The sequence below is a fragment of the Xanthomonas sp. NCPPB 901 genome, from assembly GCF_056725085.1.
This window is the reverse complement of the sequence record NZ_CM161511.1, coordinates 1,132,237-1,159,146: the sequence shown is the minus strand read 5'-3', so window position 1 is coordinate 1,159,146 and position 26,910 is coordinate 1,132,237. Positions and strand designations below refer to the sequence as shown.

Sequence of the window (26,910 nt, the reverse complement as noted above, 5' to 3'; positions counted from 1 at the left end):
GCACGCTAAGCTTGGCCTCCGGCACTGACGGCAACGCGCTCCTTTTCATGCACTCCACCGACCTCTATCTGCTTTCCGTGGCGCTGTTCAGCGTCCTCGCCCTGGTGTTGCTGATCGTGGCCCGGCCCAAGCTGCATCCGTTGCTGGCGCTGCTGCTGGTGTCGCTGGCCACCGGACTGGCCGTCGGCATGCCGCTGGACGCGCTGGTGCATGCCGTCGCCAACGGCGCGGGCAAGACGCTCGGCGCGGTCGGGCTGGTCGTGGCGCTGGGCGCGATGCTGGGCAAGGTGCTGGCCCAGGCCGGGGTCACCGACGCGCTGGCCAACGCCCTGCTGCGCCGGGCCTCGCCGCGGGCGCTGCCGTGGGCGATGGCCTGCGTCGCCTTCGTCGTTGGCATCCCCATGTTCTTCGAGGTGGGGCTGGTGATCCTGCTGCCGCTGATCTTCGGCGTGGCCCGCAAGCTGGAGGCGCGCGGTCACCGCGACGGCTCGGCCTACGCCTACGTCGGCGTGCCGGTCATCGCCGCGCTGGCGGCAATGCACGGCATGGTGCCGCCACACCCCGGTCCGCTCACCGCCATCGCCACGCTGCAGACCAGCGTGGGCGCCACCATGCTCTACGGCTTCATCGCGGCGATCCCGGCCATCGTCCTGGCCGGGCCACTGTACGGCAGGTTCATCGCGCCGCGCCTGCAGGCGCGGCCGGACGCGGCGATGCTCGCGCAGTACGCCGCGGCCGACGACGCGGACGCCGGCGCAGCCGCTCCCGCGCAACCGCTGCCAGGACTCGGCCGCGGCCTGCTGGTCGCGCTGGCGCCGGCGCTGCTGATGCTGTGCCATGCCGTGGCGGAGGTGGTGCTGCGCAAGGACGCGCCGGCCCTGCACGTGGCCGCCTTCGTCGGACATCCCATCGTCGCGATGCTGCTCGGCGTGCTGTTGGCCATGCTGGTGCTGCGGCCGGGCGAGCCGGCGGCGCTGCGCAAGACCCTGGGCGACAGCGTCAAACCCATCGCCGGCGTGCTGCTCATCATCGCCGGCGGCGGCGCCTTCCAGCAGGTGCTCACCGATGCCCACGTCGGCGACGCGATCGTGCGCCTGAGCCAGCAGCTGGCGCTGTCGCCGCTGTTGCTGGGCTGGCTGATCTCGATGCTGCTGTCGGTCTCCACCGGCTCGGCCACGGTCGGCGTGGTGGGCGCCGCAGGATTGCTCGCGCCGCTCGGCGCCGCCGAGCCCAGCCTCAACCTGCCGCTGCTGGCCCTGTCGATCGGCTGCGGCTCGCTGTTCTTCAACTATGCCAACCATGCCGGCTTCTGGCTGGTGAAGGAATCCTTCGGCATGAGCATGGGCGAGGCCACCAAGACCATCTCGGTGGTGCAGTCCATCGTGGCGCTGGTCGGCCTGGGCATGGTGTTGCTGCTGAACCTGTTGCCGCGGCTGGGCTGAGGTTGCAGGCGATATTGGTGGGGATGCGGCCGGTCCCGCACGGTCGTGCGGTGGCCGTTCACGTCGTCCCCGGCGTGAACGACGGAGGCTGCGCCCCCAGGCGCTCGCGGCGATGACACACGCGTGCGTGGCGCGTCGTGTCGCGCCACGGCGCCGATGCACGATGACCGGCGCCGCGCGGCGCCGGAATCACGGCGTCGGCAACGCAGTTCGGTTGCGCCCGTCGGCCGGCAGCGGCCGCTGATGTCGCGGCCGAGGATCTGAACGGCGCAGCCGCGAGGGCGGCGATCGCCGCGGCTGCAGCAGGAACGCCACGCCGCGCCCTCTATAATCGCCCGATGAATGCCTCATGGACCGATGCCACGCTGGAGTGGATCGCAGCACACCCCGTCCTTGCCGGCGTGGTCATCTTCGCCATCGCGTTCTGCGATGCGGTCATCATCCTCGGCACCCTGGTGCCGGCGCTGCCGTTGCTGTTCGCGATCGGCGTGCTGATCGGCCTGGGCCAGATCTCCGGCCCGTACGCCGTGATCAGCGCCGCGCTCGGCGCGCTGATCGGCGATGCGCTCAGCTACTGGGTCGGTTACCGCTGGGGCCACCAGTTGCGCAACTACTGGCCGTTCAAGCGCTACCCGCAGTTGCTCGACCGCGGCGAGGCGATGTTCCGCCGCAATGCCTTCAAGAGCATCCTGGTGGCGCGCTACGTCGGCGCCATCCGGCCGTTCGTGCCGGCGGTGGCCGGCATGATGAAGATGCCGCTGCGGCGCTACCTGCTGCCCAGCAGCGTGGCCGCGGTGACCTGGGCGCTGCTGTTCCTGGGGCCGGGCTGGCTGCTGGGCCAGGCCTACGACGCGGTCGCCGCGGTCGCCGGCCGCCTGTTCCTGGTGCTGGGCCTGCTGGCGCTGGCGCTGGGCCTGGTGTGGGCGATCGTGCTGTACGGCTACCGCTGGTCGGCCGGGCACATGGACGCGCTGCTGGCGCGCGCGCTGGACTGGTCGCGCCGGCATCCGGTGCTGGGCCGCTACTCGATCGCGGTGTTCGATCCGCACCGGCGCGAATCGGTGCCGCTGGCGATGCTGGCGGTGATGCTGCTGGCGCTGGGCTGGGGCTGGTTCGCGCTGCTGATGGTGGTGGTGGCGCATGGCGAGCCGCTGCGTCTGGACCTGGCGGTGCACGACCTGATGCTGGCCCTGCGCAACCCGCTGGCCGACTACCCGATGACCGCACTGGCCTCGCTCGGCGACTGGCAGGTGCTGCTGCCGCCGACCGCGCTGGGCCTGCTGTACCTGGCGTGGCGCCGGCGCTGGATGGCCGCGGCGCACTGGCTGGCGGCGCTGGCGTTCGGCCTGGCCCTGACCAAGCTGCTCGGCACCACCGTGCACGTGGTGCGGCCGCCGGCGGCCAGCAGCGGTTTCGGCTTCCCCTCGGTGGCGGTGACCATGGCCACCATCAGCTTCGGTTTCTTCGCGGTGCTGATCGCGCGCGAACTGCCGGGGCGCTCGCGGGTGTGGCCGTACCTGCTGTCGGGAGCGGTGGTGACCCTGATCGGCTTTGCCCGCCTGTACCTGGGCGCGCACTGGCTCAGCGACGTGGTCGGCGGCATGCTGTTCGGCATCTTCTGGCTGCTGGTGCTGGGCATCGCCTACCGCCGCCGTTTCAACCGCGGATTCTGGATGAAGCCGCTGGCCTGGCTGTTCTACGGCGGCTTCGCGATCGCCGCGCTGTGGTACGCGCCGCGCCAGCTGGAACGCAAGCTGGCCAAGTTCGAACCGCCGCCGCCGCAACTGACGCAACTGTCGGATGCGGCCTGGTGGCAGCACGACTGGCGGCAATTGCCGTCGCGGCGCAACGAGTTCGACGACGACCAGCGCTGGCCGCTGGACATCCAGGTGGCCGGACCGCTGGCGCCGCTGCAGCGCCAGCTCGAAGCGGCCGGCTGGCGCGTGCAGCCGCAGGCCGGCTGGCAGCAGGCACTGCAGTTGCTCGACTACAAGGCCACGCCGGCGCAGGTGCCGGTGCTGCCGGCGACGCTGGACACGCGGGTGGAGTCGCTGCTGATGCTGCGCCCCGGCCCGAATCCGGACGAGCTGTACGCGCTGCGCCTGTGGCCGGCGCCGGCGCGTCTAGAGCCAGGCAATGTGCCGCTGTGGCTGGGCAGCGCGCAGAGCCTGCGCTACGAACGCCATTTCAACCTGATCGGGCTGTGGCGGCCGCTGCGCGGCGCCGATCCGGCGCTCAACGCGGTGACCGGGGCGCTGCACGCGCTGCCCACGCGCAGGGACATGCACCGCCGCAGCGAGATCCCGGTGCTGCTGGTGCGCAGCGACGGGCAGACGCCGCCGTCGCCCTGAGTCGCCTTGCCCGTGCGGACCTCGGTCGTCCGCACGGTTGGGCGGCTGCGCGCGCCGGCTACTTCACCGTGACCTGGATCGAGCGCGAATCGGTGGCGTGATCTTCCCAGTGCCGGGCGTAGACCAGATCGATCGCGCCGCTGCCCTGGCCGACTGCCTTGAAGGTGTAGGTGATGGTGCTGGGACAGCCCATCTGCCCCGATGCGCAGTTCGTGCCCGGCGCATGTTCGATGTCGAGCAGCGACAGCGGCGCAGGCAGGGTACGCAATGCCCAGGCACTGCCGGTCGAGCCGTTCTCGGAAAGCGTGATCGTGAACATCTGGCCGCGCTGCAGCGGGAACGGCTTCATCCCCGGCGCCAGGCAGGTCTTCGGCGACAGTTGATCGGCGTTGCCGTTGACCAGGGCGATGGCGCCGCGCGCGCAGTCGGCCTTGGCCGCGGCGGCGTTGCCGGGCGGCTCGGCGGCGATGGCCGGCAGGCTGGCGGCGGCGCCGGCGGACAGCAACAACAGCAGGAAGGAATGCCTCATACAAAGTCCTCGATCGTGCGTGGATGGGACGTCAGGACGTCAGGCCGCCAGGGCGGTATGCCGTTACCGGCAGCCGAGTTCGGCCACCGATCGCCGCCAAGCGTCGCCTGCGCCTGCTAGCGGCGCGCTGAATGCCGTGTGCGGGAACGCTGCGCGCGTGTGGCCCGCCGTGGGGCGCTGCCGCGCGAGGGCGGCGCGCCGTGGTCAGGGTGTCCGGCCCTGCGCCGATGCCGGCAAGGCCGTGCTCCGCGCGCGGACCAGGACGGCGCGCGGAGCCGCCCTCGCCCGCCTCGCTCAGGGAATCCAGGCCAGCAACTGATCCAGCCGCGTATGCGGATCGTCGTCCTGCAGCAGCGACAGGCGCTGCCGCTCGTCCAGCGGCAGCAGTTCGGCCAGGCGCCAGCCGACCCAGGCGGCCTGGTCGAGCTGGCGCGGGCCATCCACCGGATACACCGCGGCGGCCTGGTCGAGGATGCTGTCCAGCACGGTCGCCAACAGCGCGTGCTGCGGACGCAGTTCGTCGTCGCCGTCGGCCTCGCGCCATTCCACGTCGCCGACCACCAGGCCGTTGTCGCGGACCCGGCTGCGCAGCACGTGGAAACGGCGCGCGCCGCGCAGGCTCAGCACCAGCACGCCATCGGCGCCGACATCGAAATCGACGATGCGCGCCTCGGTGCCGAACGCCGCCGGCACCGCCGGGGCGCCGGTCTCGCTACCGTCCAGGATCAGGCAGACGCCGAAGCCGCTGTCGGTGCGCCCGCATTCGCGGACCAGGTCCAGATAGCGGCGCTCGAACACCCGCAGCTTGATCGAGGCGCCGGGCAACAGCACCGCGTGCAACGGGAACAGCGGCAGCGTGGTCCGCTGCGCGCTCACGCGCCTGCCTCGCGGCGCCGCCGCTGAGGCGTCATTGCAGCGCTGCCAGGAAGCGCCGCGGTGCGCCGTCGAAACCGCCGTTGGACATGAACACCACATGGTCGCCGGCGCGCGCCTGCGCCTGCAGCGCCGCCAGCAATGCATCCACGTCGGCCGCCGCACAGGCGTCGCCACGCACCGCGGCGATCACCTTGCCGGCGTCCCAGGCCAGTTCCGGCCGCTGCAGGAACACCACCGCGTCGGCGGCGTCCAGCGACGGCGCCAGCGCCTCGGCATGCGCGCCCAATCGCATCGAATTGCTGCGCGGCTCCATCGCCACCACGATGCGCGCCGCACCGACCTTGGCGCGCAGGCCCTCCAGGGTGGTGCGGATGGCGGTGGGATGATGGGCGAAGTCGTCGTACACGGTGATGCCCTGCGCCTGGCCGAGCACTTCCAGGCGCCGCTTGACGCTGCGGAAGCGCGCCAGCGCCGGCATCACCTGCGCCGGCGCCACGCCCACCGCATGCGCCGCGGCCAGCGCGGCCAGCGCGTTCATCACGTTGTGCCGGCCGAGCAGCGGCCATTCCACCTCGCCCAGTTCATGCCCGCGATGCAGCACCGCGAAGCGGCTGCCGTCGGCGGCGAGCAGGCGCGCGTTCCAGTCGAAGGCCGGATCGAAGCCGAAGCGCTCCACCGGGGTCCAGCAGCCCATCGCCAGCACCTCGCGCAGGTGCGCGTCCTCGCCGTTGACGATCAGCCGGCCGCGGCGCGGCACGGTCCGCACCAGATGATGGAACTGGCGCTGGATCGCGGCGACGTCGGGGAAGATGTCGGCATGGTCGTACTCGAGGTTGTTGAGGATCGCCACCAGTGGCCGGTAGTGCACGAACTTGCTGCGCTTGTCGAAGAACGCGGTGTCGTACTCGTCGGCCTCGACGACGAACAGTGGCCGCTCCGCCAGGTCCGGCCCCCGATTATCTTCTTCTCCCGGGAGAAGGTGGCGCGCAGCGCCGGATGCGGGTTCGGCCGCCGGCCGCCCCAGCCGCGCCGACACGCCGAAGTCCTCGGCCACGCCGCCGATCAGGAAACCCGGTTCGCGGCCGGCCGCCTGCAGCAGCCAGGTCAGGATGCTGGTGGTGGTGGTCTTGCCGTGAGTGCCGGCCACTGCCAGGGTGTCGCGGCCCGGCAGCACCTGCTCGCTCAGCCATTGCGCGCCGGAGGTGTAGGCGCGCCCGGCGTCGAGCACCGCCTCCACCGCGGCGTTGCCGCGCGACAGCGCGTTGCCGACGATCACCTGGTCGCAGTCCGCGGCGATGTGCTCGGGCAAGTACCCCTGCTTCAGCGCGATGCCCAGGCGCTCCAGTTGCGTGGACATCGGCGGGTAGATCGCCTGGTCGCTGCCCTCGACCGCATGGCCGAGCTCGCGCGCCAGCGCGGCGACACCGCCCATGAACGTACCGGCGATGCCGAGAATATGGATCTTGCTCATGGGCCGATTGTCGCCGATCCCCCGACCCACGCAAACCGGCGTGACACCGGCCCTTGGCGGTGGCAGGCCGCGCGCGGCCGATGCGGGGCGCGCCTAGCCGCCGCGCGGTCAAGCAGGAAATCCCCCACATCGGCTGAGGGAAGTCCCCGATAGGCAAGTCGGGAGCCGACGCCGAAAATGAACGGGCCAGCCTCGACACCCTGTGGTTCTACTCCCCAAGAGACCATTCCCAAGGGAGCTCATGTCGTGGGGCCCTGAGCAAGCCCGTTCGCTGGCACCCTCTTTTCCCGATCCCGGCCCTGCGTGGCAAGCCGGATGCGCGCCCACGGCTGGCGCTCGCGCTGCACCGCCGGCCGACAGCGGAACAGCTCCAATCCCTCGCGTTGCCTCAGCGCAACGGGACACGTCGTTGCCCTCGCAGGAACGGCTTCAGCCGCGACGCGCGATGCGATGGCATCGCCGGCCCCTGAGACGATCGCCCCCGCATTGCGGCAGCCGGCTGTCGTCGCGTCGGGACTGAAGTCCCTCCCACAATGCTTGCCTGTGCATGACGCATCCGCTGGCGAGGCACCCACTTGTGGGAACGGCTTCCGCCGCGACGCGCGATGCAATGGCCTCGCCGGACCCTGAGACGATCACCCCGCATTGCGGCAGCCGGCTGTCGTCGCGTCGGGACTGAAGTCCCTCCCACAATGCTTGCCTGTGCAGGACGCATCCGCTGGCGAGGCACCCACTTGTGGAAGCGGCTTCCGCCGCGACGCGCGATGCAATGGCCTCGCCGGCCCCTGAGACGATCACCCCGCATTGCAGCAGCCGCCTGTCGTCGCGTCGGGACTGCAGTCCCTCCCACAATGCTTGCCTGTGCATGACGCATCCGCTGGCGAGGCACCCACTTGTGGGAGCGGCTTCAGCCGCGACGCGCGATACAATGGCCTCGCCGGCCCTTGCGACGATCGTCTCCCTGCGGCAACCACCTGTCGTCGCGTCGGGACTGAAGTCCCTCCCACAATGCTTGCCTGTGCATGACGCATCCGCTGGCGAGGCACCCACTTGTGGGAGCGGCTTCAGCCGCGACGCGCGATGCGATGGCCTCGCCGGCCCCTGCGACGATCATCTCCCATTGCGGCAGCGGCCTGTCGTCGCGTCGGGACTGAAGTCCCTCCCACAGGGTTCCCTGCGCATGACCCATCCGCTGGCGCGATGCCCACTGTGGAGCGGCTTCCGCCGCGACGGGCTTTACCGGGAATGCCCGTCGCGGCGGAAGCCGCTCCTACGGGAGAAGGGGAGCGCTTGCGTCGTGACCGGAGATGCAAACAGTCGGGGGAGCCCGCCGTCTGCACATCCGGCGCCCGTTGCGGGCGCCGGCATGCCGTGCCGCCTCAGCGGCCGATCGCCGCCAGGATGCGGGCGAGCACTTCGTCCAGCGAGCCGACGCCGTCCACCCGCGCCAGCGTGCCGCGCTTGTCGTAGAAGCCGATCACCGGCGCGGTCGAATCGGTGTAGACCTGCAGGCGCTTGCGCACCGACTCGGGATTGTCGTCCTCGCGGCCTTCGGCCTTGGCGCGGCCGGCGATGCGCTCGACGAGCAGTTCGTTGGCCACGTCCAGCTGCACCACCGCATCCAGCGGCTGGCCGAGCTTGGCCAGCAGTTCGTCCAGCGCGCCGGCCTGGGCCAGGTTGCGCGGATAGCCGTCGAGGATGAAACCGTTGCGCACGTCGTCGCGGCCCAGCCGCGATTCGAGCATGCCCAGCAGGATGTCGTCGGAGACCAGGTCGCCGCGCGCCATCACTTCCTTGGCCTGCACGCCCAGCGGAGTGCCGGCGGCGACTTCGGCGCGCAGCAGATCGCCGGTGGAGATGTGCGGGATCTGCAGCTTGTCCTTCAGACGGGCCGCCTGCGTGCCCTTGCCCGATCCGGGCGGTCCCAACAGAACCAATCGCATCAACCTGACTCCTCGAGAAAAGTACCGTGCGCGGCCGGCGGCGTTAGACTCGGGGGCCACGCCTGCACTGCACCGCAAGATCCCCAGCTTACCGCATCCGGGCAATGTCCCGACAATGTCCCCACCCCAGGAGCGAACCCCGACCATGGCCCAAGGCACCCTGCTGTACGCCCAGTCCGGCGGCGTCACCGCCGTCATCAACGCCAGCGCCGCCGCCGTCATCGGCGAAGCGCGGGCGCGCAAGGTCAAGGTGCTGGCCGCGCGCAACGGCATCCTCGGCGCGCTGCGCGAGGACCTGATCGACACCTCCAAGGAGTCGGCCGCGGCGATCGCCGCGCTGGCCCATACGCCCGGCGGCGCGTTCGGCTCGTGCCGCTACAAGCTCAAGTCGCTGGAGGCCGACCGCGCCAAGTACGAGCGCCTGCTGCAGGTGCTGCAGGCCCACGACGTGCGCTACTTCCTCTACAACGGCGGCAACGATTCGGCCGACACCGCGTGGAAGGTGTCGCAACTGGCGCAGGCGTTCGGCTATCCGCTGCACTGCATCGGCGTGCCCAAGACCATCGACAACGACCTGGCGCTCACCGACACCTGCCCGGGTTTCGGCTCGGCGGCCAAGTACACCGCGGTGTCGGTGCGCGAGGCGGCGCTGGACGTGGCGGCGATGGCCGAGACCTCGACCAAGGTATTTGTCTACGAAGCCATGGGCCGCCATGCCGGCTGGCTGGCCGCCGCCGCCGGGCTGGCCGCGCAATCGCCGGACGACGCGCCGCAGATCATCCTGTTCCCCGAACGCGCCTACGACGAAGCCGCGTTCCTGGCGCAGGTGCGCAAGGTGGTGGACAAGGTCGGCTGGTGCGTGGTGGTGGCCAGCGAAGGCATCCAGACCGCCGACGGGCGCTTCGTCGCCGATGCCGGCGGCGGCACCGATGCGTTCGGGCACAGCCAGCTCGGCGGCGTGGCGTCCTACCTGGCCGGCAAGGTCAAGGCCGAACTCGGCTACAAGGTGCACTGGACCCTGCCCGACTACCTGCAGCGTTCGGCGCGCCACATCGCCTCGCGCACCGACTGGGAGCAGGCGCAGGCGGTGGGCAAGGCCGCGGTGCAGTTCGCGCTGAAGGGCATGAACGCGGTGATGCCGGCGATCGTGCGCAGCAGCGACGCGCCGTACCGCTGGAAGATCGAGGCCGCGCCGCTAGCCAAGGTCGCCAACCACGAGAAGAAGATGCCGGCCGGTTTCCTGCGCAAGGACGGCTTCGGCATCACCGACAAGGCGCGCCGCTACCTGCAGCCGCTGATCCGCGGCGAGGCGCCACTGCCCTACGGCAGCGACGGCCTGCCCAAGTACGTGGCACTGAAGAACGTGGCGGTGAAGAAGAAACTGCCGGCCTGGGAGGGCTGACCCGCACGAGCATCGCGGCGCAGGCGCGGCGCATCCGGCCGCGTCGTGGCGCGGAGACAACGCAGTGGCGCGGAGACAACGGACGCGCGCCGCTCCCGCCGACGATGCCGCCACAGCGCGCGTTGCACCCAGCCATCCCGCGCACGGGTACGCAGACTCAGCGACGCAGGTCGCGGCCGAAGGGCGCTAGTAACGCCGGAACGCGTCCCGTAGGAGCGGCTTCAGCCGCGACGGGCTTACCGGGAACGCCCGTCGCGGCTGAAGCCGCTCCTACGGGACAGCGCAATGCGTGGCAAAAGCAGGTGATTGGAGGGGCCCTATAGCCGCGACGGGGCACTCCCGGCAACGCCCATCGCGGCCGCAGCCGTCCCCACAAACACGTCCCGAAGGTGTTAGAGGTGCCCTGAAGCTGCCGCTGCACATGCGGCCCTCGGCGCTGAGCAGCCCTGGAGCCACGGGAGGACGCGACAGCGCCCCCCATCCGGCGCCAATGCGCCGACTGCCACCGATGCGGCGGCCTCCGTGCCGCAACCGCCGCTCCCCCCTCCTGCGCAACGCGCGCGCAGGCCCTAAGATTGCCGCGCCTTCGACTACCCACCACGCCCATGCAACCGACCCAGGACGCGGCTCCGCCGTCCATCAAGCAACCGCCGGTGCTGTTCGCCCGCACCCAGGCGGTGCTCGCCGAACTGACCCAGCACCTCGGCAGCCCGGTGATCAGCTACTGGAACAACCCGCGCGGTTCGGTCTGCGCCAGCGATGTGCTGGCGCTGTACGAACTGCTCGAGCGGCTGGGCCATCACCAGACCCTGTACCTGTTCCTGAAATCCGATGGCGGCAGCGGCCAGGTGTCGCTGCGCCTGGTCAGCCTGCTGCGCCAGCACTGCGACCGCCTGGTCGCGCTGGTCCCGCTGGAATGCGCCTCGGCGGCGACGATGATCACCCTCGGCGCCAACCAGATCCTGATGGGCCCCACCGCCTACCTGACCGCGGTGGACAGTTCGCTGCACCATGCGCTCTCGCCCATCGACCGCGACAACGACCGGGTCTCGGTGAGCCTGGACGAACTGACCCGGGTGATCCGGCTGTGGCGCGGCCAGCAGAGCGGGCAGGACGACAACGCCTACAAGCATCTGTTCAACTACGTGCACCCGCTGGTGATCGGCGCGGTGGATCGCGCCGAGTCGCTGTCGATCATGCTGTGCCGCGAACTGCTCTCGCACCACATCAGCGACGAAGCCACGGCCGAGCGCATCGCCGCCACGCTCAATGCCAAGTACCCTTCGCACAACTATCCGATCCTGCTCGCCGAAGCGCGCAAGATCGGCCTCAACGTGGACGCGATGCCGCCGCGGGTCAACACGCTGTTGCTGGAACTCAACCGGCTCTACAGCGAGATGGGACAGAAGGCGACCACCGACCTCGACGAGATCCGCGCGCACGGCAACGAGATCCTCAACATCTGGGAGGCCGACGGCCTGCAGGTCTACTTCCAGCAGGACAAGGACTGGTTCTACCGCAGCGAGGAGCGGCGCTGGATCACCATGAACGACAAGAGCAGCTGGCGCCGCATCGAACGGGTCAAGGGCAAGCTCAGGCGCAGCGTGATGCACGTGGCCTGAGTCTTCTCCGCAAGCTGCAAGGCGACCGCGGCGGACGCAGGCGCCGCCGCGGCGCGTACGGGCCCGGCGCCTGCGGAAACGGTCCCGCTACTTGCAGGCCTGGCCTTCCACGGTCATCTGCGCGGTGAACTGCGGCACCTGCGCGACCTTGCCGGCGGCCGCCTGCTGCCTGGCCTCTTCCAGGTAGATGCGCGACTGGCCCTGGCCGTCGCGCTCGGTGTTCAGCGCCACCGGCTTGCGCCACACCCGCACCACCGCCTGCTGCGACGGACAGGCGGCGCTGGGCACGCGGATCAGGTCGTTGAACTTCCAGCCGGTGGCCTCGCTCGGCTTGGCCTGGTCGAACTCGACCAGCTTCGCGCGCGGCTGGCAGGTCGGGCTGCTGCGCACCGCGGCGAACCGGTAGGGCTGCGCCGCATCGCCGGTGTACTCGCCCTCGAAGCGCACGCAGGCCTCGGGGATCTGGCGGATGGTGTGGACCACGCCCACCGCCTGCGGCGCGCTGGCCGGGCGCTGCAGTTCCGGGGTCGGATCCGCGGCCACGGCGGCCAGCGGCGCCATGGCGCACAGGCCAATGGCCAGGATCGAGGCGCGGGCGCGCAGCCGCGGGGAAATCGTCGATTGCATCGGGTTGGCTCCTGGAAGCGATGCGCCACGCTGCCATGCGCAGACTGAACCGCACGCCAAAAGTGAGACGCCACGCCTGATCGCTGGCGGCGGCACCGGGCCGGGCGCATACTCGCCGCGTTCAGGCCAGGTGACATTGCGATACGCACCAGCGGCGCGCGTTGTGGCCGCGGAGTCGTTGCATGCTTCAGCTCCTACGGTGTGATCCCACGGTATGTCCAGCGCTTGGGCGCCATCCACATCCTTGGGAGGGGTCATGCTGGAACGATATGCGGTCACCGTGGCACTGGCGTGCGCGGCTCTGGCGGTGCTCTATGGCATCGTCTCCACGCGCTGGATCCTGGCGCAACCCGCTGGCAACGAACGCATGCGGCAGATCGCCGATGCGATCCAGGAAGGCGCCCGCGCCTATCTCAACCGCCAATACCTGACCATCGCCATCGCCGGCGCAGTGCTGCTGGTGCTGGTCGGGGCATTCCTCAGCTGGTACACCGCCGGCGGCTTCGCGATCGGCGCGGTGCTGTCCGGGGTCGCCGGCTACATCGGCATGAACCTGTCGGTGCGCGCCAACGTGCGCACCGCCGAGGCGGCGCGGCGCGGGCTGGCGCCGGCGATGGCGGTGGCGTTCCGCGGCGGCGCGATCACCGGCATGCTGGTGGTGGGACTGGGCCTGATCGGGGTGGCCGGCTACTACGGCCTGCTGCAGTGGCTGGGCCACAGCGTGGGCGACAGCCTGCATGCGCTGGTCGGCCTGGCCTTCGGCAGTTCGCTGATTTCGATCTTCGCGCGCCTGGGCGGCGGCATCTTCACCAAGGGCGCCGACGTCGGCGCGGACCTGGTCGGCAAGGTCGAGGCCGGCATCCCCGAGGACGACCCGCGCAACCCGGCGGTGATCGCCGACAACGTCGGCGACAACGTCGGCGACTGCGCCGGCATGGCCGCCGACCTGTTCGAGACCTACGCGGTCACGGTGATCGCGACGATGCTGCTGGGCGGACTGATGGCCGCCGAGGCCGGCCGCAACGCCGTGCTGTACCCGCTGGTGCTGGGCGGGGTGTCGATCGTCGCCTCGATCGTCGGCACCTTCTTCGTGCGGGTGCGCCCGGGCGGCTCGATCATGGGCGCGCTGTACAAGGGCGTGGTGGTCTCGGCGGTACTGGCGGCGCTGGCGTTCTGGCCGGTCACCCAGCAGTTGATGGGCGACACCGCCGCCGGCGCCGGCAAGCTCTACGGCTGCGCACTGATCGGCCTGGCGCTGACCGGGCTGATCGTGTGGATCACCGAGTACTACACCGGCACCCAGTACAAACCGGTGCAGCACGTGGCCGCGGCCAGCACCACCGGCCACGGCACCAACATCATCGCCGGGCTGGGCATCTCGATGAAGTCCACCGCGCTGCCGGTGATCGCGGTGTGCGCGGCGATCTGGGGCGCGTTCGCGCTGTCGGGCCTGTACGGCATCGCCATCGCCGCCACCGCGATGCTGTCGATGGCCGGCATGATCGTGGCGCTGGACGCGTACGGCCCGATCACCGACAACGCCGGCGGCATCGCCGAGATGGCGGAACTGCCACCGGAGGTGCGCGCGGTCACCGACCCGCTGGACGCGGTCGGCAACACTACCAAGGCGGTGACCAAGGGCTATGCGATCGGCTCGGCGGCGCTGGCGGCGCTGGTGCTGTTCGCCGACTACACCCACAACCTGCGCGCCGCCCACCCCACCGAGACCTTCGCCTTCGACCTGTCCGACCACACGGTGATCATCGGCCTGCTGATCGGCGGCCTGATCCCCTACCTGTTCGGCGCGATGGCGATGGAGGCGGTCGGCCGCGCTGCCGGCGCCGTGGTGGAGGAAGTCCGACGGCAGTTCCGCGAGATCCCCGGGATCATGCAGGGCACCGGCAAGCCGCAGTACGACCGCGCGGTGGACATGCTGACCCGCTCGGCGATCCGCGAGATGATCGTGCCATCGCTGCTGCCGGTGGCGGTGCCGATCGTGGTCGGGCTGCTGCTGGGCCCGCGCGCGCTCGGCGGCCTGCTGATCGGCACCATCGTCACCGGGCTGTTCGTGGCGATCTCCATGACCACCGGCGGCGGCGCCTGGGACAACGCCAAGAAGTACATCGAGGACGGCCATTTCGGCGGCAAGGGCAGCGAGGCGCACAAGGCCGCGGTCACCGGCGACACCGTCGGCGACCCGTACAAGGACACCGCCGGGCCGGCGATCAACCCGCTGATCAAGATCATCAACATCGTGGCGCTGCTGCTGGTGCCGCTGCTGTAGCCGCAGGCGACGGGCGTCGGTGGCATGCCGGCGCCCGCTGCGCAAGGCGCGCCGTGGCCTCAGGCTACAGGCAGTCGATCAGGCCGTCGTTGATGCTGCGCTTGCTGTGCGGCAGCGGCGCGAACAATGGACGCTCGCCCGACAGCGCCGCATACAGCGCGTGCAGCCGGGTCTGCGGCTGCAACGGCGTACGGCAGTGCCACAGCCGCGCGTCGACCACGACCTGGCCGGTGTCCGGGTCGATGCTGGCCTCGCTGGCGCCGAAGCTCCACAGGCATTCCCCGATCACCCCGTCGCGCTGGCGCACCGAGCAGCGGTAGCGCAGCGGCCGGTAATCGCTGTAGTCGCCTTCGCAGAAGGTGTCGCCGCAGAGCTGGTCGAAGTCGTCGGCCAGCCGCCGCTCCAGGTCGGCGAACGCTTCCTGGCCCTCGCCGGGCGCCGGGTAGTCCATCGCATCCACGTAGGCCGCCTGTGCCTGCTGTGCCTGCGCGCCACTGCAGGCCAGCACCAGCACCAGCACCGCCAGCAACGGCAGCCGCGATCGTCGGAATCCGTTCATCGTATTGCTCCTTGGGGGACGGTGGGCACAGGGTCGCCGTTGCCCGCTGCCGGCACCATCGGCGTGCGCCCCATGCGGACCAGTATGGAGTCCGAAACCGTTGTAGGAATTCTCCGCACCGCCGTGCGCTGCATTGCAACAGCCAACCGACTAGAATGCCTGCCTCTTTAGAAGCCACTCCACTGGAGCTAGCGCATGGGTCTGGAACTGGTCACCTCCGGCAAGAATCTGCCGGACGAAATCAACGTCGTCATCGAAATCCCCAAGGATTCCGAGCCGGTCAAGTACGAAGTGGACAAGGCCAGCGGCGCGATCTTCGTCGACCGCATCCTCTCCACCCCGATGCGCTACCCCTGCAACTACGGCTACGTGCCCAACACCCTGTGCGGCGACGGCGACCCGGCCGACGTGCTGGTGGTGCTGCCGCTGCCGCTGGTGCCCGGCTGCGTGGTGCGCTGCCGCCCGGTCGGCGTGCTGAAGATGAGCGACGAGGCCGGCAGCGACGAGAAGATCCTGGCGGTGCCGGTGGCCAAGGTGTTCCAGGGCTACGCGCACATCGAGGACATCACCCAGGTGTCGGGTCACTGGATGGAGCGCATCGGCCACTTCTTCGAGCACTACAAGGACCTGGAGAAGGGCAAGTGGGTCAAGCTCGACGGCTGGGGCAACGCCGAGGAAGCCAAGCGCATCCTGCGCGAGTCCGTGAGCCGCTTCGAAGCCGGCGCCTGAGCCGCCCGCCACGGCGGGGCGCTGCCGCCCCGCCGTGGCCGATCCGCTTCACGTTTTGCCGTTGCCGGGGCACCGCCCTTCGGGGTTTGCGGTACATTGCGCCATGGCATTACCGAGCCGGCTCCGTCCGCGACCCGGCTCTCCTTGGGGGACAGTCTCTTGCGCATCCTGTTCGTCGGCGACGAAGCCAGCCTTCCGTCCGCAGTCACTGAATATATTCGCGATCTCGGCGAGGACTGGCAGGTCCAGAGCGTCGCCGACGGCAATTCAGCCATCGCCGCGGCGGCCACGGTGCGCCTGGATGCGGTGATCGCCGCGCCGACGCTGCCGGACCTGACCACCGCCACCCTGCTCGGCCAGATCCGCACGCTGAGCCCGGAAACCATCCGCATCGCGCTGATCGAGGCCGAGCAGAGCAACCGTGCGCCGCCGGCGCGGATCATCGGCGTGGCGCATCGCTTCCTGCCGCTGCCGCTGTCCCCGGAGATGCTGCTGGAGGCGGTCACCAGCCTGGAGGAGCTGCAGGAGCTGCTGGGCAACCCGCGCCTGCGCTCCAGCATCGGCCGCATCGAAAAGCTGCCCTCGCCGCCGCATCTATACCTGAGCCTGATGCACGCCCTGGAGCAGGACGAAGGCAGCAACGCCGCGGACCTGGCCAAGCTGGTCTCGGCCGACCCGGCGATCGCGGCCAAGGTGCTGCAGCTGTGCAATTCGGCGTTCTTCTCCAACGGCCGCACCATTTCCGACCTGCGCACCGCGGTGACCCGGCTGGGCACCGCCACCCTGCGCGACCTGGTCCTGGCCAGCGAAGTGTTCTCGGTGCAGGCGCTGTCCAATGCCGAGCGCAACGCGCTGCAGCATCGCTCGCTGCTGGCCTCCAAGCTGGCCTCGAAGATGCTGCCGACGTCCTGCGTCGAGTTGGGTTCGACCGCGGCGCTGCTGGCCGACATCGGCCTGCTGCTGCCGGGCGTGCGCGACGAGCGCGAGCCGGCCGCCGATGCCAACGACACCCGCCCCGGGCATGCCGAGGCCGGCGCCTACCTGCTCGGCCTGTGGGGCCTGCCGATGCCGATCATCGAGGCGGTGGCCTTCCATCGCCAGCCGCAGCGCTCCAGCAGCCGCAGTTTCTGGGTCACCGGCGCGGTGCACGTGGCGATGGCGCTGGCCAGCGGCTCGGAGGTCGACGAGGAGTACCTGGCCAAGACCGGCGTGCTCGGCAAGCTGCCGACCTGGCGCGAACACGCCGAAAACCTGATGGGGCTGACCTCGGCATAGGCCCACCATGGCGCGTGCGGCCTGCCGCCGCTCGCGCCGCGCATGGCGCTTGCACTCGTCAGCGTCCTTGCGGCTGCTGCCGCCCCACGCTCGGCGCATCGCGCGCCGGCACCGCGGCCCGCCAGCCGCTCTGTCCGCAAGACGCTCCCCGCCGCGCCCCCTTGCCGTGGTGCGACGACCGCGCCATCCCGAGTCGCGGCTGAAGCCGCTCCTACGCCTCCTACGCCTGGGCAATTGCATTCGGTCGGCTCGTGGCGACAGCGGCGTCCCGTCGCCGCGACCGCAGGCACGCGCTGCCAGGTGCCTCACGGCGCGATCGTCTGCCGGACCAACGCCGGCGAGGCGGACGCGAGGATGCGCCGCGCCACGGCTGGCAACCGCCCGCCCCGATACCCAGCACGCCATGTCACAAGCGCCGCGCAGGCACAAAAAAAGACGGGCCTTGCGGCCCGTCTTCGTGTCACGCAGACAACAACTGCATCAGAAGCGCTGGGTGTACTTCATGTACACGTAGCGACCGATGTCGAAGCCGCCGTAGTAGGCGAAGCTGCTGTCCGGGGCCGAGTACATCAGCGGACCGCGGTGGTCGAACACGTTGTTCGCACCGATGGCGATCGTCGCGTCCCACGGTGCCTTCCAGTTGACCTGCAGGTCGTGGAAGGTGTTGGCGCCGGTGTGACGCAGCGGATCGGATTCGCCGTTGGCGAAGTGGTCCGGCGCATCGCAGTAGTCCGTGGCCAGCGAGATGCAGCTCTCCTTCATGCCGGAGTAGTAGCGCAAGGTGTAGTTCACACCGAAGTCGCCCATCGTCCAGTTCACGCCCAGGTTGGAGCGCACGCGGAAGATGCCCGGCTCGCCCACGCGACCGATCGTGATGTTGTCGCCCGCAGCGTTCTGGCCGGCTTCGTCGTACTTGCTGACGTAGCTGGTCTGCCAGTCGATCAGGATCTTGCCGAACGCCATTTCCGGCAGACGGTAGCGGATGCCCAGATCGTAGCCTTCGGTCTCCATCTGGCCGAGGTTGGCCACGCCGTAGGTCATCGCCGAGATGTGGCCGTCGGCGGCGCGGGTCACGCCGGCGCAGCGCTCGGCATTGCCCAGCACGTAGCAGTCGCGCAGGATGCGGTCCACGCTATCGGCGATGATCATGTCCTTGATCTCGTAGCGGTACCAATCCAGCGAGATGTCCAGGCCCTGCACCCAGCGCGGGCTCCACACCAGACCGGCGGTCTTGCTGGTGGAGGTTTCCGGCTTCAGGTTCGGGTTGGAGCCGCTGATGAACTCGTCCGGCGTCTGGCACGGATAGGTGGTGCACGGCACGTAGCCCTGGCCGAGCTGGGTGTAGCCGACCGGCACGCCGGCCGCGGAACACGCCGCATTGCCGTTGACGCTGTTCGGCGCGCCCACGCCGCACGGATCGACGTACGACTCGAAGCTGCTGCTCAGGCCGCCGTACAGATCGCTGATCGTCGGCGCGCGGAAGCCCTCGGCGTAGGTGCCGCGGACCAGCAGCTCGTCGATCGGCTTCCAGGTGAAGCCGAACTTGGAGTTCACCGTGTCGCCGAAGTTGCTGTAATCCGAGTAGCGGCTGGCCAGGTTCAGGGTCAGCTGCTTGGCGAACGGCATGTCGGCCAGGATCGGCACGTTCAACTCGAGGTAGAACTCGTCCAGATCGTAGCTGCCGGAGGTGGTCTTGGCGCCCAGGCCGGTGCTCTCACCCGACTGCGCGAAGGCGTCCGGCGAGAAGCGGCCTTCTTCCTTGCGGTGCTCGTAGCCGACCGCGATGCCGAGGTCGCCCGCCGGCAACGTCGCCAGCGTGCCGCTCAGGTTGGCGGTGTAGCTGGTGGTCTTGGTCAGGCCGGTGTCGGTGAAGTACGGGAACAGGAAGGCCTGGGTGTCCGGATCGGCCAGCGAACCGGGGCCGGCCACGCCGTACGGCAGCAGCGGGTTCCACGGACGGCACGCGCTCAGCGACACCGGCGCGGCGGCGGTGCCGCACTGGGCGACGCCGTTGGCGTTGATGAAGGACGAACCCAGCGCCTGGCGCGCCGCGATCAGGCTCATGTCGCCGTGACCGGTCTTGGTGCTCTCGTTACGGTTCCACAGCGCACCGACGTCCCAGTCCCAGGTCTTGTCGGCGAAGTCGAAGGAGCCGCTGATGGTCGGCGCGAAGCGCGTGGTCTTCAGCTTGCTCTCGGTGGTGCGCGGCACTTCCCACAGGCGGCGGCGGAAATCGATGTCCTGGCCGATCGGGTTGAACGCGCTGTCGCCGGCCAGCGGGGTGCCGAACGCGGCGGACTGGTACGGATAGCCGGCGATCTGCTGATCGGTGGTGCGCTCGTTGTAGAGCACGTCGGCGTTGAAGACGATCGAGTCGGTCAGGTCGTAGTTGGCGTTGGCGAAAACCGACTTACGCTCGATGCCGGTCTGCACCATCATCTGCTGGTTGGCGTTGGCGCGTTCGGCCGCCGTCAGCGGGTGGTAGTCGGCCGGGTTGTTCGGGTTGCCGCCCTGGTTCAGGGTCTGCCACACCGCCACGTTCGGATCCGAGCAGTCCACGGTCAGCGGGTTGCACCAGCTGCCGTTCTGGCTGATCGGGCTCCAGCTGCCCGGGGTGGAGTTCGGGCCGCGGCTGCCGTCGCGGCTGAACCAACGGTTCTTGGCGAACACCGGATCCTGCTTGGAGTACTCGGCGGTCAGCGCCACGCCACCGCGCTCGCCCTGCGAGCCGATGGTGAAGGAGTACTGCGAGGTCTTGCCGTCGCCTTCGCCGAACTGGCCGAACTCGGCCGAGGCCTCGGCGCCGTCGAAGCGCTTGCGGGTGATGATGTTGACCACGCCGGCGATCGCGTCGGAGCCATAGATCGACGAAGCGCCGTCCTTCAGCACTTCGATGCGCTCGATCGCCGCCATCGGGACCTGGCTCAGGTCCTGCAGGCCGGAGGTGGACGCGCCCAGGCGCTTGCCGTTCAGCAGCACCAGCGTACGTTCGGCACCGAGGTTGCGCAGGTCGACGTAGTAACCGCCGACGTTCTCGCCGGAAGCCAGCGCGTCGGCACGCGAGATCGCCGGGGAACCGGCCGAGGTGAGGTTCTGCAGCACGTCGGCGACCGAGGTGTAGCCCTGGCGCTCCAGTGCCTGGCGGTCCAGGGTCAGGATCGGCTGCTGGGTCTCGACGTCGGCGCTGCGGATGCGCGAACCGGTGATTTCGATCCGGTCCAGCGTGGTGGTGGACGAGGCGGCAGCTTCTTGCGCGCCGGCAATCGCCGGCGTCAACGCGATCGCGATGCTGGCGGGCAGCAAGCCCAGCCGCACTGCGGGAGTGCGAAGGTTCATCAATCTCTCCAGGGTAACGTTAGGGGCGTGTTAAGACGCCCTCGGCACGTTACGTTCCGGTGAGCGCGGCTGCTTTGCCGCTGTCGCCCGCAGACTTTGCCGATTCTGGCGGCACCATGGCCGCATGCCGATATTGCGAGGCGGAGACGCCGAAGCGTGCGCGGAAGGCCCGGGCGAAACTGCAGCAGTTGTCGAATCCGCTGGCGGCGGCGACCTCGCCGATCATCATCGTGGTGTCGCGCAGCAGGTCCGCCGCACGTTCCAGGCGCAGGCGCGCCGACAGTGCCTGCGGACTTTCCTCGTATAGGCTCTGGAACGTCTTGGACAGGTACCAACCGGAGAAGTTGGTCAGTTCGGCCAGTTCGCTGATCCGCACCACGCGGTCGCGATGGCCGTCCAGATACAGCCGCGCGCGCTGCATGCGCCCGAACACCTGCCGCTTGCGCATCCGCGAGCGCCCGGGACAGCGCTGCACGCGGCGCGACAACTCGCCCTGCATGGAGGCCAGATGCAGCAGCACCGGCCGCATCGCCAACGCATCGCCGGGCCGCGCCGCCGCCTGCCGCCACAGCCGCAAGGCGGTGCGCGTCTCGCGCAGCGATAGCTCGCCGCGCCCGGTATACAAGGTCTCGTCGGCCATCCGCCCCAGGGCCTTCAGCGCCTCGCCGTCCAGGCTCAGGCCGATGCACAGGCCGTCGCGGTCGGTCTGCAGCAGCGGCCGCGAATCGCGTTCGAAGGCCAGCCACTGGCCGCGGCGCAGGGCGAAACGCCCCTCCTTGGCTTCGATCCAGGCGCTGCCGCGCAACTGCAGCCAGACCGTGAAGGCGTGTGCCGACGCCTGTACGCTGGCCAGGCGCGCCGCGCCCAGACAGGCCGGCCCCGCTGGCACGTCGTCGGCGTCCAGCACGAGTTGTTGTCCATGATCGACCAGGAAAGATTGCCGCATCCGAGCACCCGTTTGACGTAAACCGGTACGCAGTGTTTGCCGAATGTGGCGACAGGTCAGGAAGCCTTGGCGATATTTGTCCGAAATCGCCACGATGCCATTACGAACGACTTACGAAACTCATTTTTCTCGCCCGATCAACCACTTATGCGAGATCGTAGAGAACCATTCCGGCTGCTCGTGCATGCGAATGAAACCGATCTCGCTGCCGTCCTCGATCGCCAGGGCGACATAGACGTCGCCGCTGCGCGGGTCGATGCTGAAACCGTTGATGGCGCTGAAATGCTCGCGGTCCAGGCACACACTGGCATCGAGGCCGTCGTCGATCCGCGCCAGCCGGCTGGCGCACTCGCCGGTCTGGAACAGGTAATACACCGCGCCGCCGGGCCCCAGTGCCCAACTGCGGTAGCGCCACAGCGACGGCAGGCTGTCGTCCACGGCGCGCACGCTGCCCAGGTCCAGGCTGGCATCGGCGCGCCACAGGCCGCTGCGCGCAAGCCGGGTGAACAGGATCTGCCCGTTGGCCGGATCGGTCCGGACCTGGGACACGTCCGGCAACGCGGCCAAGGGCCGCCAGGGCACCGCGCGCCGATCGTACAACTGCAGCCGGGTCCGCCCGTTCTCGCCCAGCAGGACCAGCAACTGGCCGGGGTCGGCGGTGTACAGCGCCTGCAGCGGCTCGCCGGCCGGCACCGGCAACGCCGCCACGCTGCCGGACTGCGGCCGGACCTCGTAGATCGCCGAGCGCCCCTGCGCATCGCGGCCGCTGACCAGCAGGGCCTGGCTGTCGGCCGACCAGAGCAGCGGCTGCCGGGTCTCCGGGCGCACGCCATCGATCAGCCGCAGCGAGGCAGGCTGGGTCACGTCGCCCCACCACAGCCCATAGCTGCCGTCGCGATCGGAGGTGAAGGCGAGCTGGCGCCCGTCGGGCGCGATGCTCGGCTGTCCGTCGCGCCCGGTGGACGCGAACAGCCGCTGGCGCTCGCGCGGCGCGTCCACCGCCCGCATCGGGATGCGGTGCACGGCGAACTGCGGGCGCCGGTGCACGAAGGCCAGGCTGCCGCCGTCGTGGGCCAGGCGCGGCGCCTGCGCGTCGCTGATCCCCAGGTCGCGCAGGCGCCGGGTCTGGGTGTCCAGCCGGTACAGCCGGGTCTCGCCATCGACCCGGCGCCCGAAAACGATGCCCTGCCCGTCGTGCACCCAGTCCCAGCCGCGGATCTCGGCGAATTCATGGGTCAGCGGCTCGGCGATGCCGCCTTCGGCCGGCACCCGCCACAGCCCGCCCATTTGCGGATTGCGCACGAAGGCGATCCATTTGCCGTCCGGCGAGTAGCGCGGCGCATAGTCGAAATCGCCGGCGGCGACCGGGTAATCCAATGCCCTCCAGCGTCCGCTGTCCAGATCCAGCACGCGGATGCCGCGTGCCGGCTGGCGCCCGTTCATGCTGCCGAACACCAGGCCATGTCCGTCCGGCGTCCAGTCGAAGCTGAGCAGTTCGCTGCCGTCGCAGCGCGCGACCTCGCGCGCGGGCGCGCGTCCGTCGGCCTGGACCAGCATGACCCGGCACTGCCGGTCGGCCCCGAGGCGGGCGAAGGCGATGCGCGTGCCGTCGGGCGACCAGGCCGGCAGACGGTCGGACTCGCCGCGGGCCGGGACGCCCAGCGAGCGCGGGGGCGTACTGCCGGCGGCACCGCTGGTCGGCTGCACCAGCAACTGCGTGCCGTCGCTGCCGGCGGGGCGGGCGGCATAGGCCACCTGCGTGCCGTCCGGAGACAGCGCCGGCTCGAGCTTGAACCCGGACATGGCGGTGATCAGCCGATAGGGCCGCTTGGGGCTGCCCAACACCCGCTCCTGTTCGGCGCTGTCGGCCGGCACCGCCGGATCGCGCGCGAACCACCACCAGACGGCCAGCGCCAGCACCAGCATCGCGGCCGCACCGGCCGCGGCCGCCAGCCACGGCGGCAGGCGCCGCCGCGCCGCGGACACGGCGGCGGCCGGCGCACTGGCCGCGGCCGTGTCCGCGGGGGCGTGTGTGTCTACCGGGGAAGCCGACGCCGCGCCCGCCTCGGCCTCGACCTCAACCTCGACATCGGGCAAGGCCTGCACCGGCGCCACCAGGCGGTAGCCGGACTTGGCCAGGGTCTCGATGTACACCGGCGCCTCGCCGCGCACGCCGGCGGCGAAGGCCTTGCGCAACTGGGTGATGGCCTGGGTCACCACATCGTTGGTCGGCTGCGTGTCCGGCCAGACCTGCGCCAGCAGGGTCTCGCGTTCCACCACCTGGCCCGGCTGCGCCAGCAACACGCGCAGCACGCCCATCACCTTGGGCGTGAGCCGTTGCGGCCGGCGCGCGCGCGGCGCGTGCACTTCCCGCAAGGACAGCAGCACCAGGCAATCGCCCACCTGCATCCGTTGCGGAAGCGTCGGTGGGGTGAACGATGAGGAAACCATGTTGGACAACGAAGAACGCCGTGAAAAAAGTGCCGCGGATGCGGCGGCGACGCGGCCACGCGTGGCAACGCTGCGGGAGCCAACGAGCAAACTCGGCAAAATGAGGCAGCGGATGCCGCCAAGCGCGGCTTGTCATCGGATTCTACTCTAGTCATCGTCGCCGCAAATCGCGACGACGCATTCAGGCTCTCTCTCCGCCGACGAAATTCACATAATCGCCTCATGACTGCGCGCCCCTGGGCGCGCTTTTTTTTATCCCACGTTCACACTTTCATCTGCCGTGTGACGCTGAGTCCAATCAATCGCGACACCACCAAGGCGATATACATCACGCCGGCGAACTGTTCGATCATCACCAGCGCACGCGCGAACGGCTGCACCGGCACCACGTCGCTCAGGCCCACGCCCGAGAGCACGCTGAAGCTCAGATACAGCAATTCCATCCAGGTCCGCGGCGAGGCCGCGTCCACTGCCGCGGTAAAACTGCCCGGCAGCCATTGCTGACAGACCGCGAAGACGAACGCGAATGCCCAGGCCAGCAGCGTGAAGGTGGCGCCGGCGGCATAGAGTTCGTCGCGGGTGACCACGTGATCCTGCAGCATGTAGGCGATCAGGCTGCCGGCGGTATAGAAGTACAGCAGGCTTTCCAGCAGTTGCGCCCAGGCGGCCATCGCCGGATTGCCCAGCAGGGCCGCGGCGATCGACAGCGCCACCGACGGCAACGCCAGGCAGCAGGCGATCCACAGCGCCGAGGGACCGCGGTTGACCACCCACAGGGCCAGCGCCAGCACCACGATGCCGAAGGCGCCGAACAGCGAGCGCCCGGCCGCGGTGTCCTCCATCCACGGATACAGCAGCACGCCGAGCAACTGCACGCCGAGCAGCAGCGCGGACGGATGGCGACGCAGCGCGAACGCATAGCGCAGCATGAGACATTCCCTGTGGCGACCAGCGCGCATCATAGACGTGCGCACGCAGGACGCGGGCTGCCATCGCCGTGCGCGCGGCGGACATGGCGTCGTGCCGGCGCGCGCGGCCAGCGCACGCGCCGCAGCGGCGGTCGGCGGCAGACACACGGCGCCGCCGACCGACCGCCGCAGGTCACTCGGCGCGGTACACCTGCGCGCCGGCAGCGAGGAACTGCGCCGATTTCTCCGCCATGCCGGCCTGCAGGGCCGCCTCCGCGTCGACGCCGTGCTCGGCGGCGTAGTCGCGCACGTCCTGGGTGATCTTCATCGAGCAGAAGTGCGGCCCGCACATCGAACAGAAGTGCGCCAGCTTGTGCGCGTCCTTGGGCAGGGTCTCGTCGTGGAACTCGCGCGCCTTCTCCGGGTCCAGGCCGAGATGGAACTGGTCGTCCCAGCGGAACTCGAAGCGCGCCTTGGACAAGGCGTTGTCGCGCACCTGCGCACCGGGATGGCCCTTGGCCAGGTCCGCGGCATGCGCGGCGATCTTGTAGGCCATGATGCCGTCGCGCACGTCGGCGCGGTTGGGCAGGCCCAGATGCTCCTTCGGCGTGACGTAGCACAGCATCGCGGTGCCGAACCAGCCGATCATCGCCGCGCCGATCGCCGAAGTGATGTGGTCGTAGCCCGGCGCGATGTCGGTGGTCAGCGGCCCCAGCGTGTAGAACGGCGCCTCGCCGCACTCGCGCAGCTGCTTGTCCATGTTCTCCTTGATCAACTGCATCGGCACGTGGCCGGGGCCTTCGATCATGGTCTGCACGTCGTGCTTCCAGGCGATCCTGGTCAGCTCGCCCAGCGTCTCCAGTTCGCCGAACTGGGCGGCGTCGTTGGCATCGGCGATGCAGCCGGGGCGCAGGCCGTCGCCCAGCGAGAAGGCCACATCGTAGGCCTTCATGATTTCGCAGATGTCCTCGAAGTGGGTGTAGAGGAAGTTCTCGCGATGATGCGCCAGGCACCACTTGGCCAGGATCGAGCCGCCGCGCGAGACGATGCCGGTGACGCGTTTTGCCGTCAGCGGCACGTAGCGCAGCAGCACCCCGGCATGGATGGTGAAGTAGTCCACGCCCTGCTCGGCCTGCTCGATCAGGGTGTCGCGGAAGATCTCCCAGGTCAGTTCCTCGGCGCGGCCGTCCACCTTCTCCAGCGCCTGGTAGATCGGCACGGTGCCGATCGGCACCGGCGAATTGCGCACGATCCATTCGCGGGTCTCGTGGATGTGCCTGCCGGTGGACAGATCCATCACCGTGTCCCCGCCCCAGCGGATCGCCCACACCAGTTTCTCCACTTCCTCGGCGATGCCGGAACTGACCGCGCTGTTGCCGATGTTGGCGTTGATCTTGGTCAGGAAGTTGCGGCCGATGATCATCGGCTCGCTTTCCGGGTGGTTGATGTTGCACGGCAGGATGGCGCGGCCGCGGGCGATCTCGGCGCGCACGAACTCGGACGTGATCTGCTGCGGGATCGCGGCGCCGAACGCCTCGCCGGGATGCTGCGCGCGCAGTTGCGCATCGCGTACCTCCTGCAGGCGCTGGTTCTCGCGGATCGCCACGAACTCCATCTCCGGGGTCACGATGCCGCGCCGCGCGTAGTGCATCTGGGTGACGTTGGCGCCGTCGCGGGCGCGCCGCGGCAGGCGCCGCGCGGGGAAGCGCACCGCCTGCAGGCGCGCGTCGTCCTCGCGCGCGCGGCCGAACTGCGAACTCAGCCCGGCCAGCGCCACGCTGTCGCCGCGCTCGGCGATCCAGGCCGCGCGCAGCGGCGCCAGGCCGGCGCCGAGATCGATCCGCGCCTGCGGGTCGGTATACGGCCCGGAGGTGTCGTAGACGGTGACCGGCGCGTTCTCCTCGCCGCCGAACACGGTGGGCGTGCGGGTCAGCGCGATCTCGCGCATCGGCACCTGCAGGTCGGCGCGGGAGCCCTGCACGAAGATCTTGCGCGAGCCGGGAATCGGGCGGGTCACCGCCGCGGACAAGGTGTCAGTCTGCTGTTGCAGCGGGTTGGGTACGGCGTTCATCGGCATTCGTCCTGGTTCGGGTGACCCGCGGGAAGCGCGGGACGGCTGCGAGCGGACTCGCATCTCGGACGAAGCGGCGGCGCGGGCC

The 26,910-nt window shown here is 69.9% G+C and carries 18 protein-coding genes; 7 read left to right on the top strand and 11 right to left on the bottom strand.

Annotated elements, in window-relative coordinates; translation table 11 throughout:
- Positions 1–47 precede the first annotated feature (47 nt).
- Both AC1PME_RS04750 and AC1PME_RS04745 read left to right on the top strand, forming a co-directional pair.
- Entirely contained in the window at positions 48–1,442 is a 1,395-nt protein-coding gene (locus AC1PME_RS04750; protein WP_307548839.1) for a GntP family permease, read from the top strand.
- 338 nt (positions 1,443–1,780) lie between these two features.
- A complete protein-coding gene (locus tag AC1PME_RS04745) occupies positions 1,781–3,793 on the top strand; it encodes a bifunctional DedA family/phosphatase PAP2 family protein (RefSeq protein ID WP_481097465.1) in 2,013 nt (670 codons plus the stop codon).
- Between the two features lie 58 nt (positions 3,794–3,851).
- Here the strand turns inward: AC1PME_RS04745 and AC1PME_RS04740 are convergent, their stop codons facing one another.
- The 4 genes from AC1PME_RS04740 to AC1PME_RS04725 form a co-directional block, all read right to left on the bottom strand.
- The gene (locus AC1PME_RS04740; protein WP_307548835.1) at positions 3,852–4,322 is read right to left on the bottom strand and encodes a protease inhibitor I42 family protein; all 471 of its coding nucleotides are present in this window, start codon (positions 4,320–4,322) and stop codon (positions 3,852–3,854) included.
- A gap of 294 nt (positions 4,323–4,616) precedes the next feature.
- A complete protein-coding gene (locus AC1PME_RS04735) occupies positions 4,617–5,198 on the bottom strand; it encodes an LON peptidase substrate-binding domain-containing protein (RefSeq protein WP_254460517.1) in 582 nt (193 codons plus the stop codon).
- 31 nt (positions 5,199–5,229) lie between these two features.
- Positions 5,230–6,669 (bottom strand): UDP-N-acetylmuramate:L-alanyl-gamma-D-glutamyl-meso-diaminopimelate ligase, encoded by a 1,440-nt coding sequence (gene mpl / locus AC1PME_RS04730; protein ID WP_481097464.1) that lies wholly within the window; start codon positions 6,667–6,669, stop codon positions 5,230–5,232.
- 1,379 nt (positions 6,670–8,048) lie between these two features.
- A complete protein-coding gene (locus tag AC1PME_RS04725; RefSeq protein ID WP_010343370.1) occupies positions 8,049–8,612 on the bottom strand; it encodes an adenylate kinase in 564 nt (187 codons plus the stop codon).
- A gap of 145 nt (positions 8,613–8,757) precedes the next feature.
- Between AC1PME_RS04725 and AC1PME_RS04720 the strand changes: the two genes are divergently transcribed.
- Positions 8,758–10,014: a 6-phosphofructokinase gene (locus AC1PME_RS04720; protein WP_481097463.1), complete on the top strand. Its 1,257-nt coding sequence runs from the start codon at positions 8,758–8,760 to the stop codon at positions 10,012–10,014.
- A gap of 605 nt (positions 10,015–10,619) precedes the next feature.
- Entirely contained in the window at positions 10,620–11,636 is a 1,017-nt protein-coding gene (locus tag AC1PME_RS04715; RefSeq protein WP_481097462.1) for a hypothetical protein, read from the top strand.
- 87 nt (positions 11,637–11,723) lie between these two features.
- Here the strand turns inward: AC1PME_RS04715 and AC1PME_RS04710 are convergent, their stop codons facing one another.
- On the bottom strand, positions 11,724–12,197 hold the full coding sequence (locus AC1PME_RS04710; protein ID WP_429002520.1) for a hypothetical protein: 474 nt from the start codon (positions 12,195–12,197) through the stop codon (positions 11,724–11,726).
- 322 nt (positions 12,198–12,519) lie between these two features.
- Here AC1PME_RS04710 and AC1PME_RS04705 point away from each other — a divergent pair, with 322 nt between their 5' ends.
- Positions 12,520–14,547, top strand: a complete 2,028-nt coding sequence (locus AC1PME_RS04705) for a sodium-translocating pyrophosphatase (RefSeq protein ID WP_481097461.1) — start codon at positions 12,520–12,522, stop codon at positions 14,545–14,547.
- A gap of 64 nt (positions 14,548–14,611) precedes the next feature.
- On the opposite strand, the gene AC1PME_RS04700 is transcribed toward AC1PME_RS04705, so the two are convergent.
- Complete coding sequence (locus AC1PME_RS04700) at positions 14,612–15,106, bottom strand: hypothetical protein (protein WP_481097460.1); 495 nt, start codon at positions 15,104–15,106, stop codon at positions 14,612–14,614.
- A gap of 195 nt (positions 15,107–15,301) precedes the next feature.
- Here AC1PME_RS04700 and ppa point away from each other — a divergent pair, with 195 nt between their 5' ends.
- Together ppa and AC1PME_RS04690 are read left to right on the top strand one after the other, a co-directional pair.
- A complete protein-coding gene (gene ppa / locus AC1PME_RS04695; protein WP_254460510.1) occupies positions 15,302–15,835 on the top strand; it encodes an inorganic diphosphatase in 534 nt (177 codons plus the stop codon).
- 159 nt (positions 15,836–15,994) lie between these two features.
- Positions 15,995–17,110, top strand: a complete 1,116-nt coding sequence (locus AC1PME_RS04690; RefSeq protein WP_307548824.1) for an HDOD domain-containing protein — start codon at positions 15,995–15,997, stop codon at positions 17,108–17,110.
- A gap of 480 nt (positions 17,111–17,590) precedes the next feature.
- On the opposite strand, the gene AC1PME_RS04685 is transcribed toward AC1PME_RS04690, so the two are convergent.
- From AC1PME_RS04685 to thiC, 5 genes are all read right to left on the bottom strand, one after another.
- Positions 17,591–20,446, bottom strand: coding sequence for a TonB-dependent receptor (locus AC1PME_RS04685; RefSeq protein ID WP_481097459.1), 2,856 nt, complete (start codon positions 20,444–20,446; stop codon positions 17,591–17,593).
- A gap of 49 nt (positions 20,447–20,495) precedes the next feature.
- On the bottom strand, positions 20,496–21,392 hold the full coding sequence (locus AC1PME_RS04680; RefSeq protein WP_254461350.1) for a helix-turn-helix transcriptional regulator: 897 nt from the start codon (positions 21,390–21,392) through the stop codon (positions 20,496–20,498).
- Between the two features lie 120 nt (positions 21,393–21,512).
- Positions 21,513–23,843: a winged helix-turn-helix domain-containing protein gene (locus tag AC1PME_RS04675; RefSeq protein WP_481097458.1), complete on the bottom strand. Its 2,331-nt coding sequence runs from the start codon at positions 23,841–23,843 to the stop codon at positions 21,513–21,515.
- Positions 23,844–24,106: 263 nt separating this feature from the next.
- Positions 24,107–24,772, bottom strand: coding sequence for an ion channel (locus AC1PME_RS04670; protein ID WP_481097457.1), 666 nt, complete (start codon positions 24,770–24,772; stop codon positions 24,107–24,109).
- Between the two features lie 172 nt (positions 24,773–24,944).
- Complete coding sequence (thiC, locus tag AC1PME_RS04665) at positions 24,945–26,822, bottom strand: phosphomethylpyrimidine synthase ThiC (RefSeq protein ID WP_481097456.1); 1,878 nt, start codon at positions 26,820–26,822, stop codon at positions 24,945–24,947.
- Between the last annotated feature and the right edge of the window lie 88 nt (positions 26,823–26,910).

Coding starts and splice junctions, on each gene's coding strand:
- AC1PME_RS04715 (WP_481097462.1), top strand. CDS start 10,620: ATGCAACCGACCCAGGACGCGGCTCCGCCGTCCATCAAGCAACCGCCG.
- AC1PME_RS04725 (WP_010343370.1), bottom strand. CDS start 8,612: ATGCGATTGGTTCTGTTGGGACCGCCCGGATCGGGCAAGGGCACGCAG.
- AC1PME_RS04680 (WP_254461350.1), bottom strand. CDS start 21,392: ATGCGGCAATCTTTCCTGGTCGATCATGGACAACAACTCGTGCTGGAC.
- AC1PME_RS04740 (WP_307548835.1), bottom strand. CDS start 4,322: ATGAGGCATTCCTTCCTGCTGTTGTTGCTGTCCGCCGGCGCCGCCGCC.
- AC1PME_RS04700 (WP_481097460.1), bottom strand. CDS start 15,106: ATGAACGGATTCCGACGATCGCGGCTGCCGTTGCTGGCGGTGCTGGTG.
- AC1PME_RS04745 (WP_481097465.1), top strand. CDS start 1,781: ATGAATGCCTCATGGACCGATGCCACGCTGGAGTGGATCGCAGCACAC.
- mpl (WP_481097464.1), bottom strand. CDS start 6,669: ATGAGCAAGATCCATATTCTCGGCATCGCCGGTACGTTCATGGGCGGT.
- ppa (WP_254460510.1), top strand. CDS start 15,302: ATGGGTCTGGAACTGGTCACCTCCGGCAAGAATCTGCCGGACGAAATC.
- AC1PME_RS04705 (WP_481097461.1), top strand. CDS start 12,520: ATGCTGGAACGATATGCGGTCACCGTGGCACTGGCGTGCGCGGCTCTG.
- AC1PME_RS04710 (WP_429002520.1), bottom strand. CDS start 12,197: ATGGCGCCGCTGGCCGCCGTGGCCGCGGATCCGACCCCGGAACTGCAG.
- AC1PME_RS04675 (WP_481097458.1), bottom strand. CDS start 23,843: ATGGTTTCCTCATCGTTCACCCCACCGACGCTTCCGCAACGGATGCAG.
- AC1PME_RS04720 (WP_481097463.1), top strand. CDS start 8,758: ATGGCCCAAGGCACCCTGCTGTACGCCCAGTCCGGCGGCGTCACCGCC.
- AC1PME_RS04670 (WP_481097457.1), bottom strand. CDS start 24,772: ATGCTGCGCTATGCGTTCGCGCTGCGTCGCCATCCGTCCGCGCTGCTG.
- AC1PME_RS04750 (WP_307548839.1), top strand. CDS start 48: ATGCACTCCACCGACCTCTATCTGCTTTCCGTGGCGCTGTTCAGCGTC.
- AC1PME_RS04685 (WP_481097459.1), bottom strand. CDS start 20,446: ATGAACCTTCGCACTCCCGCAGTGCGGCTGGGCTTGCTGCCCGCCAGC.
- thiC (WP_481097456.1), bottom strand. CDS start 26,822: ATGAACGCCGTACCCAACCCGCTGCAACAGCAGACTGACACCTTGTCC.